General features: G+C 72.6%; 15 protein-coding genes, 1 tRNA gene and 2 pseudogenes. 11 read left to right on the forward strand and 7 right to left on the reverse strand.

The genetic code is table 11. The features are described 5' to 3' along the window. The 4 genes and pseudogenes from AOK11_RS44855 to AOK11_RS13470 form a co-directional block, all read left to right on the forward strand. Positions 1-302 (forward strand): 2Fe-2S iron-sulfur cluster-binding protein (locus AOK11_RS44855; RefSeq protein WP_240497331.1); only part of this gene is annotated, 302 nt, incomplete at both ends. Positions 303-304: 2 nt separating this feature from the next. Further along, a pseudogene (locus AOK11_RS13460) lies at positions 305-757 on the forward strand ((2Fe-2S)-binding protein); the annotation flags it as partial. Next, positions 754-3,096: a xanthine dehydrogenase family protein molybdopterin-binding subunit gene (locus tag AOK11_RS13465; protein ID WP_055593931.1), complete on the forward strand. Its 2,343-nt coding sequence runs from the start codon at positions 754-756 to the stop codon at positions 3,094-3,096. The pseudogene AOK11_RS13460 and the gene AOK11_RS13465, both read left to right, overlap by 4 nt. Before the next feature lie 355 nt (positions 3,097-3,451). Continuing rightward, positions 3,452-4,675, forward strand: coding sequence for an SUKH-4 family immunity protein (locus tag AOK11_RS13470; RefSeq protein WP_055593932.1), 1,224 nt, complete (start codon positions 3,452-3,454; stop codon positions 4,673-4,675). 20 nt (positions 4,676-4,695) lie between these two features. On the opposite strand, the gene AOK11_RS13475 is transcribed toward AOK11_RS13470, so the two are convergent. Then, a tRNA-Cys gene (locus tag AOK11_RS13475) sits at positions 4,696-4,767 on the reverse strand. Positions 4,768-4,999: 232 nt separating this feature from the next. On the opposite strand from AOK11_RS13475, the gene AOK11_RS13480 reads away from it, so the two are divergent. The 6 genes from AOK11_RS13480 to AOK11_RS13505 all read left to right on the forward strand — a co-directional run bounded on the left by AOK11_RS13480 (position 5,000) and on the right by AOK11_RS13505 (position 10,898). Continuing rightward, complete coding sequence (locus AOK11_RS13480; RefSeq protein ID WP_055593933.1) at positions 5,000-6,490, forward strand: MFS transporter; 1,491 nt, start codon at positions 5,000-5,002, stop codon at positions 6,488-6,490. Between the two features lie 41 nt (positions 6,491-6,531). Next, positions 6,532-6,732 carry a hypothetical protein gene (locus AOK11_RS13485; RefSeq protein WP_055593934.1) on the forward strand — a complete coding sequence of 67 codons (201 nt, stop codon included), beginning with the start codon at positions 6,532-6,534 and terminating at the stop codon, positions 6,730-6,732. Further along, the gene (locus AOK11_RS13490; RefSeq protein WP_055593935.1) at positions 6,729-7,139 is read left to right on the forward strand and encodes a type II toxin-antitoxin system death-on-curing family toxin; all 411 of its coding nucleotides are present in this window, start codon (positions 6,729-6,731) and stop codon (positions 7,137-7,139) included. Before AOK11_RS13485 ends, AOK11_RS13490 begins: the two co-directional genes overlap by 4 nt. A gap of 175 nt (positions 7,140-7,314) precedes the next feature. Beyond that, positions 7,315-9,105 (forward strand): DEAD/DEAH box helicase, encoded by a 1,791-nt coding sequence (locus AOK11_RS13495; protein ID WP_055593936.1) that lies wholly within the window; start codon positions 7,315-7,317, stop codon positions 9,103-9,105. A gap of 284 nt (positions 9,106-9,389) precedes the next feature. Continuing rightward, positions 9,390-10,028, forward strand: coding sequence for an IclR family transcriptional regulator (locus AOK11_RS13500; protein ID WP_055593937.1), 639 nt, complete (start codon positions 9,390-9,392; stop codon positions 10,026-10,028). Between the two features lie 78 nt (positions 10,029-10,106). Further along, entirely contained in the window at positions 10,107-10,898 is a 792-nt protein-coding gene (locus tag AOK11_RS13505; RefSeq protein WP_055593938.1) for a S16 family serine protease, read from the forward strand. 39 nt (positions 10,899-10,937) lie between these two features. On the opposite strand, the gene AOK11_RS13510 is transcribed toward AOK11_RS13505, so the two are convergent. From AOK11_RS13510 to AOK11_RS13530, 5 genes are read right to left on the reverse strand one after another with little or no spacing between them, the layout of a single operon-like run. Beyond that, positions 10,938-11,909: a glycine betaine ABC transporter substrate-binding protein gene (locus AOK11_RS13510; protein WP_055593939.1), complete on the reverse strand. Its 972-nt coding sequence runs from the start codon at positions 11,907-11,909 to the stop codon at positions 10,938-10,940. After that, the gene (locus tag AOK11_RS13515; RefSeq protein WP_055593940.1) at positions 11,906-12,832 is read right to left on the reverse strand and encodes an ABC transporter permease; all 927 of its coding nucleotides are present in this window, start codon (positions 12,830-12,832) and stop codon (positions 11,906-11,908) included. The genes AOK11_RS13510 and AOK11_RS13515 overlap by 4 nt, the downstream gene beginning before the upstream one ends. Beyond that, the gene (locus AOK11_RS13520) at positions 12,829-14,160 is read right to left on the reverse strand and encodes an ABC transporter ATP-binding protein (protein WP_079034820.1); all 1,332 of its coding nucleotides are present in this window, start codon (positions 14,158-14,160) and stop codon (positions 12,829-12,831) included. The genes AOK11_RS13515 and AOK11_RS13520 overlap by 4 nt, the downstream gene beginning before the upstream one ends. After that, the gene (locus AOK11_RS13525) at positions 14,153-14,800 is read right to left on the reverse strand and encodes an ABC transporter permease (protein ID WP_055593941.1); all 648 of its coding nucleotides are present in this window, start codon (positions 14,798-14,800) and stop codon (positions 14,153-14,155) included. The genes AOK11_RS13520 and AOK11_RS13525 overlap by 8 nt, the downstream gene beginning before the upstream one ends. A gap of 54 nt (positions 14,801-14,854) precedes the next feature. Continuing rightward, positions 14,855-15,355 carry an Lrp/AsnC family transcriptional regulator gene (locus AOK11_RS13530; RefSeq protein WP_055593942.1) on the reverse strand — a complete coding sequence of 167 codons (501 nt, stop codon included), beginning with the start codon at positions 15,353-15,355 and terminating at the stop codon, positions 14,855-14,857. A 131-nt stretch (positions 15,356-15,486) separates the two neighbouring features. Here AOK11_RS13530 and hppD point away from each other — a divergent pair, with 131 nt between their 5' ends. Then, positions 15,487-16,635, forward strand: a complete 1,149-nt coding sequence (gene hppD / locus AOK11_RS13535; protein ID WP_055593943.1) for a 4-hydroxyphenylpyruvate dioxygenase — start codon at positions 15,487-15,489, stop codon at positions 16,633-16,635. A gap of 31 nt (positions 16,636-16,666) precedes the next feature. Here hppD and AOK11_RS13540 read toward each other — a convergent pair. Then, positions 16,667-16,907 (reverse strand): annotated as a pseudogene (locus AOK11_RS13540) (4-hydroxyphenylpyruvate dioxygenase); the annotation flags it as partial.

Genomic DNA, 16,907 nt, shown 5'->3' on the forward strand with positions numbered 1-16,907 from the left:
GCCGGCCCCGAAACCGGCACCGGTACCGAGACCGCCACCGGCGCCGAAACCGGCCCGGACGCACCCGACGGCACGTCACCCGGGCACGCGCCGCTGTCCGGTGCCGCGCACGACGACCATCCCCTCGCCTCCTACGTGCTGCGCGTCAACGGCACCGACCGGCCCGTCACCGACGCCTGGATCGGCGAGTCGCTGCTCTACGTGCTGCGCGAGCGCCTCGGCCTCGCCGGCGCCAAGGACGGCTGCTCACAGGGCGAGTGCGGGGCCTGCAACGTGCAGGTCGACGGCCGGCTCGTCGCGTCNNGCCGTCACCGCGGCCGGCAGCGAGGTCCGTACCGTCGAGGGACTCGCCCAGGACGGCCGGCCGTCGGACGTGCAGCGCGCGCTCGCGCGGTGCGGCGCGGTGCAGTGCGGCTTCTGCGTACCGGGCATGGCGATGACCGTGCACGACCTGCTGGAGGGCAACCCGGCGCCCACCCGGCTGGAGACCCGCCAGGCCCTGTGCGGCAACCTGTGCCGCTGCTCCGGCTACCGGGGCGTGGTGGAAGCCGTCCAGGAGGTCGTCGCCGAACGCGAGGCCCTCGCCGAGGCCGGCCAGGACGGTGCCCGGGGCACGGGCCGGGGCGCCGGCGGTGAAACGGGCGAGTTCCGCATTCCGCACCAGGCGGGACCGGGTGCCGGCGGCGTCGGCCCCGCCGCCTTCCCGGACCCCGGACCGCATGACCGGCTCTACGGCCGGGACGGAGGCCAGGCATGAGCAACGAGGCCACCACCGTGCAGGCCGCACAGGCCACGGAGGAAACCACCGGGACGGAATCGCCCCCGCGCGGACTCGGTGTCTCCCTGCCGGCCGCCGACACCCGCGCCAAGACCGAGGGCACCTTCCCGTACGCCGCCGACCTGTGGGCCGAGGGCCTGCTGTGGGCGGCCGTGCTGCGCTCCCCGCACCCGCACGCGCGGATCGCGTCCATCGACACCACCCACGCGCGCGAGATGCCCGGCGTGCACGCCGTCGTCACCCACGAGGACGTCCCCGGCACCCCGCTGTACGAGCGCGGCCGGTCCGACCGCCCGGTCTTCGCCTCCGACGTCGTGCGCCACCACGGCGAGGCCATCGCCGCCGTCGCCGCCGACCACCCGGACACCGCGCGGATGGCCGCCGCCGCCGTCATCGTCGAGTACGAGGTGCTCGACCCGGTGATCGACCCCGAGCAGGCCTTCGAGGCCGAGCCGCTGCACCCCGACGGCAACCTGATCCGGCACATCCCGCTGCGGCACGGCGACCCCGACGCGGCCGGTGACCTCGTCGTCGAGGGCCTGTACCGCATCGGCCGGCAGGACCCCGCCCCCATCGGCGCCGAGGCCGGACTGGCCGTCCCCCGCCCGGACGGCGGGGTCGAGCTGTACCTGGCCTCCACCGACCCGCACGGCGACCGGGACGCGGCCGCCGCCGCGTTCGGCCTGGAACCCGACCGCGTGAAGGTCGTCGTCACCGGGGTGCCCGGCGCGACCGCCGACCGCGAGGACCAGAGCTTCCAGCTGCCGCTCGGCCTGCTGGCGCTGAAGACCGGCTGCCCCGTCAAACTCACCGCCACGCGCGAGGAGTCCTTCCTCGGCCACGCCCACCGGCATCCCACCCTGCTGCGCTACCGCCACCACGCCGACGCCGAGGGCAGGCTGGTGAAGGTCGAGGCGCAGATCCTGCTCGACGCGGGCGCCTACGCCGACACGTCGTCGGACGCGCTGGCCGCCGCCGTCGCCTTCGCCTGCGGCCCCTACGTCGTCCCGAACGCCTTCATCGAGGGCTGGGCGGTCCGCACCAACAACCCGCCCTCCGGCCATGTGCGCGGCGAGGGCGCCCTGCAGGTGTGCGCCGCCTACGAGGCGCAGATGGACAAGCTCGCCAAGAAGCTCGGCCTCGACCCGGCCGAAGTGCGCATGCGCAACGTCATGGCGACCGGCGACATCCTGCCCACCGGCCAGACCGTGACCTGCCCGGCCCCGGTCGCCGAACTCCTGGAGGCGGTGCGGGACCACCCGCTGCCGCCGCTGCCCAAGGACACCCCCGAGGACGAGTGGCTGCTGCCCGGCGGCCCCGAGGGCGCGGGCGAACCGGGCGCGGTACGCCGCGGGGTGGGCTACGGCCTGGGCATGGTGCACATGCTCGGCGGCGAGGGCGCGGACGAGGTGTCCACGGCCACCGTGAAGGTCCAGGACGGGGTGGCGACGGTGCTGTGCGCGGCCGTCGAGACCGGCCAGGGCTTCACCACGCTGGCCCGGCAGATCGTCCAGGAGATCCTCGGCGTCGACGAGGTGCGCGTGGCGCCCGTGGACACCGACCAGCCCGCCGCGGGCGCGGGCAGCCGCAGCCGGCACACCTGGGTGTCGGGCGGCGCGGTGGAACGCGCGGCGAAGATGGTCCGCACCCAGCTCCTCCAGCCCCTGGCCCACAAGTTCGGCATGTCCACCGAGCTGCTCCAGATCACCGACGGCCGGATCACCTCGTACGACGGCGTGCTGTCGACGCCCGTGGCCGAGGCCCTGGAGGGCAAGGAACTGTGGGCCACCGCCCAGTGCCGTCCGCATCCCACCGAGCCCCTGGACGCATCGGGCCAGGGCGACGCCTACGTCGGAATGTCCTTCTGCGCGATCCGCGCGGTGGTCGACGTCGACATCGAGATCGGCTCCGTACGGGTCGTGGAACTGGCCGTCGCCCAGGACGTGGGGCGGGTGCTGAACCCGGCCCAGCTGGCCGCCCGGATCGAGGCGGGAGTGACCCAGGGCGTGGGCGCCGCGCTCACCGAGAACCTGCGCACGCCGCGCGGTCTGGTCCGGCACCCCGACCTCACCGGCTACACCCTGCCGACCGCCCTGGACGCGCCCGACATCGAGATCGTGAAGCTGGTCGAGGAGCGGGACGTGGTCGCGCCGTTCGGTGCGAAGGCGGTCAGCGCGGTGCCGGTGGTGACCTCGCCCGCGGCCATCGCCGCCGCCGTCCGCGCGGCCACCGGCCGCCCGGTCAACCGCCTGCCGATCCGCCCGCAGGCCGCGGTGGTGACCAGCGGCCGCGACCGGCTGGTCAGGTCCACCGACTGACATCCGCCGACTGGCATCCGCCGACTGGCATCCGCCGGTCGGCATGCGCCGGTCGGCATGCGCCGTCCGCCGGCCGCCGGGGCCGGGCGGCCGGAGAATGTTCACGCCGATTCCCGTGCGAAGGCAACGCACAGGGGGTGTTCGAGCGTCTTGTGGGGTGGGGCGTCCGTATCCGTGTTCCGGCCGGTCGCCCGCCCGTTCCCGATCCGGGGCGTTGTCAGTGGTGGCACGTAGTGTTTCGAGTGGTGGGGACGGCTGCCGGGTTCGGAGGGCCGGGGTCCGTCCTGTCCGGGCGGGACGGTGCGGTCCGGAGCGGCGAAGCACGGGACTGAGCACACGTATGCACGGGGGAGCCATGAGCACGACCGACACCGTTGTCACGGATGCCATGAACGTCACGGGTGCCGCGGCAGCGATCACCCTGACCGAGGACGACCTCGATCCGTTCGTCACACACGCGTCCACGCGCCGCTGGCTGACCGGCCCCGGACTGCCCTGCGACAGCGGTCTGTTCAGCTTCACGCAGCTGCGGGGCGAGGGTCTGCGCACGGTCGCCGGCTCGACCGGTGACCCGGCCGAGGGGCTCTCCGCGGAGCTGCGGGACCAGCTGGTCATCGGCGGACTGCTCGGCCCCGCCGGCCTGGAGACGGAGTCGGTCCTGCTCGACGGCGCCACCGGCGAGGTGTCGACGACGTACTTCTTCCACGACCGGCCCGACCTGATGGACCGTCGCCCGCTCGCCCCGTCGCTGCCGACCCTGGTGCGGTTCGCCGCCGCGACGGACGAACTGGCGGGGCTGCGCGGCCAGTTCTCCGCCTACGCGGACCGCTGGGGCACGAAGGCGGTGGCGGAGGCCTCGCGGCAGCTGCTCGCGGTGTTCGAGGAGGGGACGGACGGCGAGCCGGCGCCGCTGTGGCGGATGGCCGCGCTGATCCGCCCGCTGGCCCTGGTGGCCGGTCCGGGCACGGCCTCGGGGCTCGCCCTGGACCTCCCGCTCCGCCTGCTCGACCAGGAGTTCGGCCGGCGGGGCGTGGTCCGTTTCGAGGAGTTCGACTTCCCCGCGACGCTGACGCACGAGCCGACCCGCCGCTTCCTGCGCGAGACGGGGCTGCCCGAGGACGGCTTCCTGTTCCAGCTGGACACCGACCTGCCGCTGCGGACGCTCGCCGAGTACCACGACGAGGACTGTGGCGACGGCTGCGCCGACCCCGGCGCGTTCCCGGCCGGCCGTCTCCCCGCCCACGCCGACCGGCTCGTCCGCCTCGGTCATCTGGTTGAGGACAACAGCCTGGTCGTCGACGGCGCCACCGGCGCGATCCTGAACTGGAGCGAGCCGGAATCCGTCCTGTACCCGCTGAACACGGACATCTCGACCCTCGCCTTCACCCTCTGGCTGCTGCACCGCGAGCACGCCATCGACGAGGAGTCGGGCCACGCGCTGACCAGCGAGACGTACGACCAGCTGGCCATGACGATGATTCAGGTCCTGTCCTCCGTCGACCCGACGGGCGCCACGAGCGACGCCGACTGGCACTACTGGACGGAGCTGTTCCAGGACGAGGCGGGCGGGGTGCTCTGAGAGCACCCCGCCCGTACCGGAGGCCGTGGCGGGAATCGAACCCGCGTTATTCGCTTTGCAGGCGAATCCCTGAGCCACTCGGGCACACGGCCAAGGCCCGGGGACGGGGTGTGGTTTTCGCCACCCCGCCGCCGCGAACTCGGTACACCGACCGTACGGCGGGGCGGGAGCGGCGCTCAAGGTATTCCGGTGCGGTGCAACGGGACTGCCACACGCCGTTCATGAACGGCGGGGCGGGCGGCCGGGGGAGTACGACCAAGGTCCCGGTGCCGGTCCGACCCCCGACAGGCGTCACAGCGCCCTGTGCCCCTTACCCTGACGCCCATGGCCGCCCCGAACCCGCGCGACATCCCTGTCGCCAAGACCTCCGACGCCCCGCCCGGGTCCACCACGCCGTCCGGGCTCACCGCCCCCGGCGGCGAGCGGGACGACAGCGTGCTGAGCGGTCCCTACCGGGCGCTGAGCATCGGCATCGTCTCCGTGGTGCTGCTGATCGCCTTCGAGGCGACGGCGGTGGGCACGGCCATGCCGGTCGCGGCGCGCGAGCTGGACGGGGTGTCGCTGTACGCGTTCGCGTTCTCGGCGTTCTTCACGACCAGCCTGTTCGCGATGGTGCTCTCCGGCCAGTGGTCGGACCGGCGCGGGCCGCTCGCGCCGCTGACCACGGGCATCGCCGCCTTCGCCGCGGGGCTGCTGCTGGGCGGGACGGCGGGCTCGATGTGGCTGTTCATCCTGGGGCGGGCCGTGCAGGGCCTCGGCGGCGGAATGGTGATCGTCGCGCTGTACGTCGTCGTCGGCCGGGCCTACCCGGAGCGGCTGCGTCCGGCGATCATGGCCGCGTTCGCGGCGAGCTGGGTGGTGCCGTCGATCGTCGGCCCGCTCGCCTCCGGAGCGGTGACCGAACACCTCGGCTGGCGGTGGGTGTTCCTCGGCATCCCGGTCCTCGTCGCGTTCCCCCTCGCCCTCGCCCTCCCGCAGATACGCCGCCGGGCGTCCGGTCCGGCGGGCGACGGCGCGGACACGCCGGCCTCCTCGGGCGGCCGCCGCATCCGCCTCGCCCTCGCGATCTCCTTCGGCGCCGGGCTGCTCCAGTACGCCGCCCAGGACCTGCGCTGGCTCTCCCTGCTGCCCGGCGCGGCGGGCCTGGCGCTGCTGGTGCCCGCGGTGCTGGGACTGCTCCCGCGCGGCACCTGGCGGGCGGCGCGCGGCCTGCCCTCGGTGGTGCTGCTGCGCGGCGTCGCCGCCGGCTCCTTCATCGCCGCCGAGTCCTTCGTCCCGCTGATGCTGGTCACCCAGCGCGGCCTCAGCCCGACCCTCGCCGGGTTCTCCCTCGCGGCGGGCGGCGTCACCTGGGCACTGGGCTCCTGGATCCAGTCGCGGCCCCGCCTGGAACCGCACCGGGAGCGGCTGACGACCCTCGGGATGCTCCTGGTGGCGGGGGCCATCGCGGCGGCCCCGAGCGTGCTGATCGAGGCGGTCCCCGCCTGGGCCCTGGCCGTCGCCTGGGCGTTCGGCTGCCTCGGGATGGGCCTGGTGATCTCCTCCACCAGTGTCCTGCTGCTCCAGCTCTCCGCCCCCGAGGAGGCGGGCACCAACTCCGCCGCCCTCCAGATCTCCGACGGCCTCTCCAACGTCCTCCTGCTGGCCGCCGGCGGAGCGGCCTTCGCGGCCCTCGGCGGCGGCGCGGTCGCCCACGGGGCCACGGACGCCACCGGCTCCCACCCGGCCGCCTTCGTCGCCGTGTTCCTGCCGATGGCGGCGGTGGCGCTGGCGGGGGTGTGGGTGACGAGGCGGCTGCGGGAACGCGAGCCGTAAACCGTTCGCTTCCGGACGATCGCGGACAGTAGCCTCCGGGGATGACCGAGTTCGTCCTTCAGCTCGACCCCGCCCGGCTGCGCGCCCTCCAGGATCTCGCCGACGCGCAGGGCCGCACGCCCGAAGCCGTGGCCGAGGAGGCCGTGCGCGCGTACCTGCGCACCGAGCGCCGGACGGTGCGCGCCGTCGGCGAGCGCCTCGCGCGCGAGCACGCCGACCTGCTGCAAAGGCTCGGCGAATGACCACGCACCGGCAGCCGGCCGCTTTGCGGGGAGCGACCCGGCACCTCACCGTCGAGGAGGTCACCGCCCTCGCGGAGATCGCCTTCGGCGGCCGTCCGCCCGAGACCCGGGAGCCGGGCCTGCTGGCCTCGGCCGTGCACCGCCCCCGCGCCCGCATGTTCGGCACGGCCGCCTACCCGGACCTGTACGAACAGGCGGCCGCCCTCCTCCACGCCATCGCCACCAACCACCCCCTCGTCGACGGGAACAAGCGCACCGCCTGGCTGACCACCGCGACCTTCCTCGCCCTCAACGGCGTCGATCTCGCCCTCGTCGACCAGGACGCGGCGTATGCGCTGGTCATCGAGGTGGCCTCAGGAGCGGAGGCGGATGTGGGAAGCATCGCGGGGCGGTTGCGGAGGCTGTGACGTCGGTCCCACCCCCGAGTGCCCCCGCCCGGCCCGGGCGTCGTCCGGGCCGGGGCGCGGATAGGGTGGCCCGGTTGCCGTACGCCGACCGCCGAGTGCGGCCGGCTGCCCCTGCGGCCGGGTTCCCGGCGCGGCCGAGCCGCCCGAACCCGCCCCCGTCCCCACAACGGAGACCGTGACTACCACCGCCGCTTCCTCCTCGCACCACCTGTCCCCCGCCTTCCCCGGCCGGGCCCCCTGGGGCACCGCCGGAAAGCTCCGGGCCTGGCAGCAGGGGGCGATGGAGAGGTACCTCCAGACGCAGCCGCGCGACTTCCTGGCGGTCGCCACCCCCGGCGCCGGCAAGACCACCTTCGCGCTGACGCTGGCCTCCTGGCTGCTGCACCACCACGTCGTGCAGCAGGTGACCGTCGTCGCGCCCACCGAGCATCTGAAGAAGCAGTGGGCCGAGGCCGCCGCCCGGATCGGGATCAAGCTGGACCCCGAGTACAGCGCGGGCCCGGTCGGCAAGGACTACGACGGGGTCGCCGTCACCTACGCCGGTGTCGGCGTGCGCCCCATGCTGCACCGCAACCGGTCCGAGCAGCGCAAGACCCTCGTCATCCTCGACGAGATCCACCACGCCGGTGACAGCAAGTCCTGGGGCGAGGCCTGCCTGGAGGCGTTCGAGCCGGCCACCCGCAGGCTCGCGCTGACCGGTACGCCGTTCCGGTCCGACACCAACCCCATCCCGTTCGTGGCGTACGAGGAGGGCGACGACGGCATCCGCCGGTCGGCCGCCGACTACACCTACGGCTACGGCTCCGCGCTCCGCGACAACGTCGTCCGTCCCGTCATCTTCCTCTCCTACAGCGGCAACATGCGCTGGCGCACCAAGGCCGGCGACGAGATCGAGGCCCGCCTCGGCGAGCCCATGACCAAGGACGCGGTCAGCCAGGCCTGGCGCACCGCCCTCGACCCGCGCGGCGAGTGGATGCCCTCCGTGCTGCGCGCCGCCGACCAGCGGCTGACCGAGGTCAGGAAGTCCGTCCCGGACGCCGGGGCCCTCGTCATCGCCGCCGACCAGGACTCCGCCCGCGCCTACGCCAAGCTGATCCGCGAGATCACCGGCAGCAAGGCCACCGTCGTCCTGTCCGACGACACCGGCGCCTCGAAACGCATCGACGAGTTCAGCGGCAGCGACGACCGGTGGATGGTCGCCGTCCGCATGGTGTCCGAGGGTGTCGACGTGCCGCGCCTGGCCGTCGGCGTGTACGCGACCACCATCTCCACCCCGCTGTTCTTCGCCCAGGCCGTCGGCCGTTTCGTGCGGTCGAGGCGGCGCGGCGAGACCGCCTCCGTGTTCCTGCCGACCGTGCCCGACCTGCTCACCTTCGCCAACGAGATGGAGCGCGAGCGCGACCACGTCCTCGACAAGCCCAAGAAGGAGGGCGAGGAGGACCCGTACGCCGAGTCCGAGCAGGAGATGGACGAGGCGAACCGGGAGCAGGACGAGGACACCGGCGAGGACATGCTGCCCTTCGAGGCGCTGGAGTCCGACGCCGTCTTCGACCGGGTCACCTACAACGGCGCCGACTTCGGCATGCAGGCCCACCCCGGCAGCGAGGAGGAGCAGGACTACCTGGGCATCCCGGGGCTCCTCGAACCCGACCAGGTGGAACTGCTGCTGCAGAAGCGGCAGGCCCGGCAGATCGCGCACAGCCGCAAGAAGCCGGACACCGAGGCCGATCTGCTCGAACTGCCCGCCGAGCGGCGCCCCGTGGTCTCCCACAAGGAGATGATGGAACTGCGCCGGCAGCTCAACAACATGGTCGGCGCCTACGTGCACCAGAGCGGCAAACCGCACGGCGTCATCCACACCGAGCTGCGCCGCGTCTGCGGCGGGCCGCCCGCCGCGGAGGCCACGCCGGGACAGCTGCGTCAGCGGATCGCCAAGGTGCAGGAGTGGGCCACCCGCATGCGGTGAATTCCCTTCTCCCTCTGTGCATATCGCGTCAAACGGTGCCACTTCACGGTCATCGGTGCCCGGATTCTGGACGGAGCCTTCCGCTGACCGAACCGGCTCGCTACTGTCCCGCTACGCACACGCCCCGTGGCAGCGCCGCCGCGGAGCGCAGCCGTGAAGCGACTGCGCCCGGGACACAGCCGGGCCGCCGGCCGATCGGCGGCCTCTGGAGCGCGTCGCCGACGGGACTCGGTGACGCACCTGCCGTGAGAGGCCGCCGACCTGACCCCGAAGGAGTGGGCGTCGTGACCGCGGAGACCTCTCAGACGCTCGACCGGGGACTGCGGGTCCTCAAACTGCTGGCCGACACGGACCACGGTCTGACCGTCACCGAGCTTTCCCACAAACTGGGCGTGAACCGGACTGTCGTGTACCGGTTGCTCGCCACCCTGGAACAGCACGCGCTCATACGCCGTGACCTCGGCGGACGGGCCCGGGTCGGACTCGGGGTGCTGCGGCTGGGCCGCCAGGTGCACCCGCTCGTACGCGAGGCCGCGATGCCGGCCCTGCGGTCGCTGGCGGAGGACATCGGCGCGACCGCGCACCTGACGCTGGTGGACGGGGCCGAAGCGCTGGCCGTCGCCGTGGTGGAACCGTCGTGGACGGACTACCACGTGGCCTACCGGGCCGGGTTCCGGCATCCGCTGGAACGGGGCGCCGCCGGCCGGGCGATCATCGCGGCCCGGCAGCGGCCGCGCGACCCCGGATACACCCTCACCCACGGCGAACTGGAAGCGGGCGCGTGCGGAGCGGCGGCGCCCCTGCTCGGGGTCACCGGCGTCGAGGGCAGCGTCGGCGTGGTGATGCTGGCCGACGTGGTCCCCGAACGGGTCGGCCCCCGCGTCATGGACGCGGCCCGTGAGGTCGCGGAGGCGCTGCGCTGACGGCCGGTGCCGAAGGGGCGGCCCCGGCCGCCCGCGGGCGGCCGGGGCCGGGCCGGAGCGTCACGTTAGATTGATCCCGTGCTCTCTCGCCTCACGCGCCTCCAGACCCTGGCCGTCTGTGCCGTTCCCGTCGTCGCCCTGCTGGCCACGGCGGTGTTCGCGCCGCTGCCGTTCTCGGTGGCGCAGCCGGGGCTGACGGCCGACGTGCTCGGCGAGAACAAGGGCACGCAGGTCATCACCATCTCCGGCGCGAAGACCCGTGCGACCACCGGCCAGCTGCGGATGACGACGATCGAGGCGACCTCCCCCGACACCCGGGTGAGCCTCCCGGACGTCCTCGACTCCTGGTTCGACACCGACCGGGCCGTCATGCCCCGCGACTCGGTCTACCCCACCGGGGACAACCTCGAGGAGATCGAGCAGTACAACGAGGAGCAGATGCGCGCCTCGCAGGAGGAGGCGACCCGGGCCGCGCTGGGCTACCTGGACCTGGACGGCAAGGACATCGAGGTCGACCTGAAACTCGCCGACGTCGGCGGCCCCAGCGCCGGCCTGCTCTTCTCCCTCGGCATCGTCGACAAGCTGAACGGCGACGACAGCGGCGGCGACCTCACCGGCGGCCGGATCATCGCCGGTACGGGGACGATCGACGCCGAGGGCAGGGTCGGCACCGTGGGCGGAGTGCCGCTGAAGACGCAGGCCGCCCGGCGGGACGGCGCCACCGTCTTCCTGGTCCCCGAGGCCGAGTGCGCCGCCGCGCAGGCGGAACTCCCCGACGGCCTGCGCCTGATCCCGGTCACCACCCTCGAGGGCACCGTCGACGCACTGGTCGACCTGGAGAAGGGCGCGGGCAAGGTCCCGAGCTGCTGACCGCCCGGCACGGCCGCGCCGCCGTACCGCCGCACCGCTCTACTTCTCCTTGACGAACCCCTCGTCCACCATCCAGTCCAGCGCCACCTGGTGGGGGTCCTCGCCGTCCACGTCCACCTTGGCGTTCAGGGTCCGCGCCACCTCGTTGTCCAGCTTCGCCGAGACCGGGTCCAGAACCCCGGGGATCGCCGGCCACTCCTTCAGGGTGCCGGTGTTGATCACCGGCGCCGCGTTGTAGTTGGGGAAGAACTTCCTGTCGTCCTCCATCACCACCAGGTTCATGGACTTGATCCGGCCGTCGGTGGTGAACACCTCGCCGTAGGTGCAGGCTCCCTCGGCCGTCTGGGTGTAGATGATCCCGGTGTCCATCTGTGTGACGTTCCCCGCGGCCAGGTTCATGCCGTAGGCCTTCTCCAGGCCCGGCAGCCCGTCCGCCCGGTTGGCGAACTCGCCCTCCACGCACAGGGTCACCGCGGCCGGATCGGACTTCGCCAGCACGGCCACCTCGGAGAGCGTCCGCGTGCCGTACTTCTTGAAGTCGGCCTGGTTCATGGCCAGGGCGTAGGTGTTGTTCAGCTCCGACGGCTCCAGCCAGGCCACCCCGTTCCTCCGGTCGGCCTCGCGCACCGCCTCCCACTGCTCGCGCGGGTCGGGAAGGGGCTTGCTGTTGCCCTGGTAGGTGATCCACGCCGTGCCGGTGTACTCGTACGCGGCGTCCGCGTCCCCGCCCACCACCGCCTCCCGGGAGCCGACGGAGCCCTGGATGCCGGTGCGGTCGACGACCTCGGCGCCCGCCGCCTGGAAGGCGATGCCCATGATCGTGCCCAGGATCAGCTGCTCGGTGAACTCCTTCGAGGTGACGGTGAGTTTCGCGCCCTCGAGCGGCTTCCCCCGCCCGATCGAGCCCGGCTCCACGTCGTCGATCATGGGGGACCCGCTGGTCAGCCCGCAGGAAAAGACCCCCGCCAGCAGCACCCCGGCGAGCAGCGGACACCCGCGCCGCCTCGTCATGCGCCCGCCTCCAGCCCCCGCGGCCGCAGCAGCAGTTCGGCCAGCGAGGCCAGCCAGTCCACCAGCAGGGCCAGGGCGACGGTGAGGATCGAGCCCAGCACCAGCACCGGCATCCGCTGGCTGGTGATCCCGGTGGTGATCAGGACGCCCAGACCGCCGCCCCCGCCGAAGGTCGCCAGGGTGGCGGTGCCGACGTTCAGGACCAGGGCCGTGCGCACCCCGGCGAGGATGAGCGGGACGGCCAGGGGCAGTTCCACGCGGGCCAGCACGCCCGGCGGGGACATGCCGATGCCGCGCGCCGCCTCCAACAGCGTCGGATCGTTGGCCCGCAGGCCCGCGATGGTGTTGGAGAGCACCGGCAGCACGGCGTAGGCGATCATCCCGATGAGGGCGGCCCTGCGACCGATGCCCAGCCAGATCACCAGCAGTGCGAGCAGACCGATCGCGGGCGTCGCCTGTCCCATGTTGGCGAACGCCATCGCGGCCGGGGCGGCCCTGCGCAGCGCCGGCCGGGTCAGCAGGATGCCCAACGGGATCGCGATGATCAGCACGAAGAACGTCGAGATCACGGTCAGGACGACGTGCTGCCGGAGCGCCTTGGTCACCTGCCCGTCGGAGAGCGCGTTCTCGGACAGCGCGTCCAGGTCGGCCTGCGTGAACCACAGCCAGGTGGCGAACAGGAGGACGATCAGCACCACGGGCAGGAGCGTCAGCTTCCGCCATGTCACGCGGGAGGCGTCCGCGGCCGAGGAAACGGATCCGGCCGCCCCCTTCCCGGCCCCGCCACCACCGCTGTCCCCGCCGCTGTGCTCGTCCCGGTTCCGGTCCTCGTCCCCGTCCCGGAAGGCGAGCCCTCCTTTGGCCTCGTGCTCGCCAGGAGGCCGCCGCTCGCGGGGCGTCCGCCGCCGGGAGGAGGCGCTCACGCGTCCGCCTCCCCGCCCGCACCCTCCTGCTCGGCGTGCGTCCGGCCGGCCCGGTGCCCCTCCCGTTCGTGCTGGGCCTCCATCGCCTCCAGCCGGTCGGCCTCCAGCAGTTCGCGCACGGAGTTCATCAGTGTCTCCACGTCGACGACGCCCTCGTACGTACCGCGCCCGCTGGTGACCGCCACCCGCCCGGAGCTGTCGGTGAGCACCGCCTCCAGCGCGTCCCGCAGGGTGGCGTCCCGGGTCACCGTGTCGTGCACCAGGGTGCCCGCGCGGGCCAGCGAGCCCTTGGCCCGCATCAGGTCGCCGCGCCGGAGCCACTTGTAGGGGCGGCGGCGCCGGTCGAGCAGCAGGATCTCGTGGGAGCCGCCGGAGCGGAGCAGGTCGAAGATCCGCTGGAGCGGGTCGTCGACGGTCACCGTCGGACAGTCGGTGATCCCCACGTCCCGTACGCGGGTGAGGTTCAGCCGCTTCAGCGCGGCCCCGGCCCCGACGAAGCCGGACACGAAGTCGTCCGCCGGGTGGGTGAGGATCGCCTCCGGGGTGTCGAACTGGGCGATGTGCGAGCGCTCGCGCAGTACCGCGATCCGGTCGCCGAGCTTGATCGCCTCGTCGAAGTCGTGGGTGACGAAGACGATCGTCTTGCGCAGCTCGTGCTGCAGCCGGATCAGCTCGTCCTGGAGGTGGTCGCGGGTGAGGGGGTCCACCGCCCCGAACGGCTCGTCCATCAGCAGCACCGGCGGATCCGCCGCCAGCGCCCGCGCCACGCCCACCCGCTGCTGCTGCCCGCCGGAGAGCCGGCGCGGGTAGCGGCCGTGGAACTCGCCCGGGTCCAGCCCGACCAGGTCCAGCATCTCCTCCACCCGCGCCCGCACCCGGGCCGCCGGCCAGCGCAGCATCTTCGGTACCAGCGCGATGTTCTGGGCCACCGTCATGTGCGGGAACAGCCCGCTGGACTGGATCGCGTACCCGACCCGGCGGCGCAGCCTCACCGGGTCCATGTCGGTGACGTCCTCGCCGCCGATGCGGATGCGGCCGCCGCTCGGCTCGATCAGCCGGTTGATCATCTTCAGGGTGGTCGACTTCCCGCAGCCGGACGGGCCGACGAGGATGACCGTCTCGCCCGCCCGGATCTCCAGGTCGACGTTGTCCACGGCCGGCCGCGGACTGCCCGGATACCGCTTGGTGAGGCTCTCCAGCTCGATGGTCGCGCCGGTGGTGCCGGTAGCGCTGGTGGTGCCGGTCGCGCAGGTGGTGCCGGCGGATCCGGTGGCGGCGCCGGGCGCTTCGGGTGCGCCGGGCGACGCCGAAGCGGGTGACTCAGGCACGGATCCCCCTGGAGATGGTGAGCCGCCCGATCAGGACGTACCCGGCGTCGAACAGCAGCGCGAGGAGGATGATCAGGAGGGTGCCCGCGAGCACCTGGTTGAGCGCGTTGCTGCTGCCCAGCGAGGCGATCCCGCGGAAGATCAGGTTCCCGAGGCCGGGGCCGGAGGCGTACGCGGCGATGGCGGCGATGCCCATCAGCATCTGCGTGGAGACCCGGATCCCGGTGAGGATCGGCGGCCAGGCCAGCGGCAGCTCCACCCGGGCCAGCCGGGCCACCCGCGACATGCCGATACCGGTGGCCGCGTCCACCAGCGCGGGATCGACCCCGCGCAGGCCGACGATCGAGTTCCGCACGATAGGCAGCAGCCCGTACAGCGTCAGCGCGATCACCGTCGGCGGCACCCCGAGCCCCACGATCGGGATCAGCAGGCCGATCATGGCCAGCGACGGGATGGTCAGCAGGGTGGAGGTGGCCGTCGTGGCCATGCTGCCCGCCCAGTCGCTGCGGTACGTCGCCACCCCGATCAGCACGCCGATCACGGTCGCCGCCACCATGCACTGGAAGACCACGCTCGCGTGCTGGTACGTGTCGATGAGCAGCTGCTGGTGGCGGTTGCCCAGGTACTCCCAGAAGTTCACGTCCGCTCACCCCACCTCGGCCACGCCCGTCCGGTCGGCCCGGCTCGGTCCGGCTCAGTCCGGTCCGTCCGGGCCCCCGCCCGGCGGTTCGAGGAGCGCGGCCTGCTCCACCAGCGGGATGATCCGCAGCGGAACGGGGTTCTCCATCACGATCGCCGTGGCGGCCCGGACGATGCCATCAAAACCGACGACACGGTCGATCACCCGTTGGAGATCGGCGTTGGAGCGGGCCACGAGCCGGCACAGCATGTCCCCGCTGCCGGTCGTGGTGTGCAGCTCCAGGACCTCCGGAACGGTCGCCAAGTGCGCCCGGACATCCGCCCCTTGACCCTGCCGGATCTCCAGCGTCGCGAACGCCGTGACCGGGTAGCCGAGGGCCGCCGGATCCACCTGGGGACCGAAGCCGCGGATGACTCCGTTCGACTGAAGACGGTCCAGCCGCGCCTGCACCGTCCCCCGCGCCACCCCCAGCCGCCGGGACATCTCCAGCACCCCGACGCGGGGCTCCCGCGCGAGGAGCAGGATGATCCGGCCGTCCAGCCGATCGATCGCCATGCCGGCCTCCGCTCCTGGTCGCCTGGTCATCCTGTACAGAAAGCCCGCCGATCGCGGCAGGTCACTGGACACCATGCCCAGTGAACAGGCGAACTATTGCGCACCTTGCGGAGCTGGCCCACTCTGCACCTATGACGCAGACCACACACCACGCTCCCGACCCGACCGCCCGGCAGGCCGATCCCTTCCCGGTCAAGGGAATGGACGCGGTCGTCTTCGCCGTGGGCAACGCCAAGCAGGCGGCGCACTACTACTCCACCGCCTTCGGCATGAAGCTGGTCGCCTACTCCGGACCGGAGAACGGCAGCCGCGAGACCGCGAGCTACGTCCTGGAGAGCGGCTCCGCCCGCTTCGTCCTCACCTCGGTGATCAAGCAGTCCACCGAACAGGGCTCCTTCCTCGCCGAGCACGTGGCCGCCCACGGCGACGGCGTCGTCGACCTCGCCCTCGAGGTCCCGGACGCGCGTGCCGCGTTCGCCTACGCCGTCGAGCACGGCGCCCGCCCGCTCGCCGAGCCGTACGAGCTGAAGGACGAGCACGGCACCGTCGTCCTCGCCGCGATCGCCACGTACGGCAGGACCCGGCACACCTTCGTCGAGCGCACCGGCTACGACGGGCCCTACCTGCCCGGCTTCGTCGCCGCCGACCCGATCGTGGAACCGCCCGCCCAGCGCTTCTTCCAGGCCATCGACCACTGCGTCGGCAACGTCGAACTCGGCCGGATGGACGAGTGGGTCGCGTTCTACAACAAGGTCATGGGCTTCACGAACATGAAGGAGTTCGTGGGCGACGACATCGCCACCGAGTACAGCGCGCTGATGTCGAAGGTGGTCGCCGACGGCACCCTCAAGGTCAAGTTCCCGATCAACGAGCCGGCCGTCGCCAAGAAGAAGTCCCAGATCGACGAGTACCTGGAGTTCTACGGCGGCGCCGGCGTCCAGCACATCGCGCTCAACACCAACGACATCGTGCGGACGGTCCGCGCGATGCGCGCGGCCGGTGTGCGGTTCCTGGACACCCCGGACTCGTACTACGACACCCTCGGCGAGTGGGCCGGCGAGACCCGGGTGCCGGTCGACACCCTGCGCGAGCTGAAGATCCTCGTCGACCGGGACGAGGACGGCTACCTGCTGCAGATCTTCACCAAGCCGGTCCAGGACCGGCCGACCGTGTTCTTCGAGATCATCGAGCGGCACGGCTCCATGGGCTTCGGCAAGGGCAACTTCAAGGCCCTCTTCGAGGCGATCGAGCGGGAGCAGGAACGCCGCGGCAACCTGTGACCGGATGACGGCGGGACCGGTGCCGGCGCGCGCCGTAGAACTCCAGGTACTCGTCGATCTGGGACTTCTTCTTGGCGACGGCCGGCTCGTTGATCGGGAACTTGACCTTGAGGGTGCCGTCGGCGACCACCTTCGACATCAGCGCGCTGTACTCGGTGGCGATGTCGTCGCCCACGAACTCCTTCATGTTCGTGAAGCCCATGACCTTGTTGTAGAACGCGACCCACTAGTCCATCCGGCCGAGTTCGACGTTGCCTACGCAGTGGTCGATG

The organism is Streptomyces hirsutus, assembly GCF_001418415.1.
GTDB lineage: Bacteria > Actinomycetota > Actinomycetes > Streptomycetales > Streptomycetaceae > Streptomyces > Streptomyces hirsutus.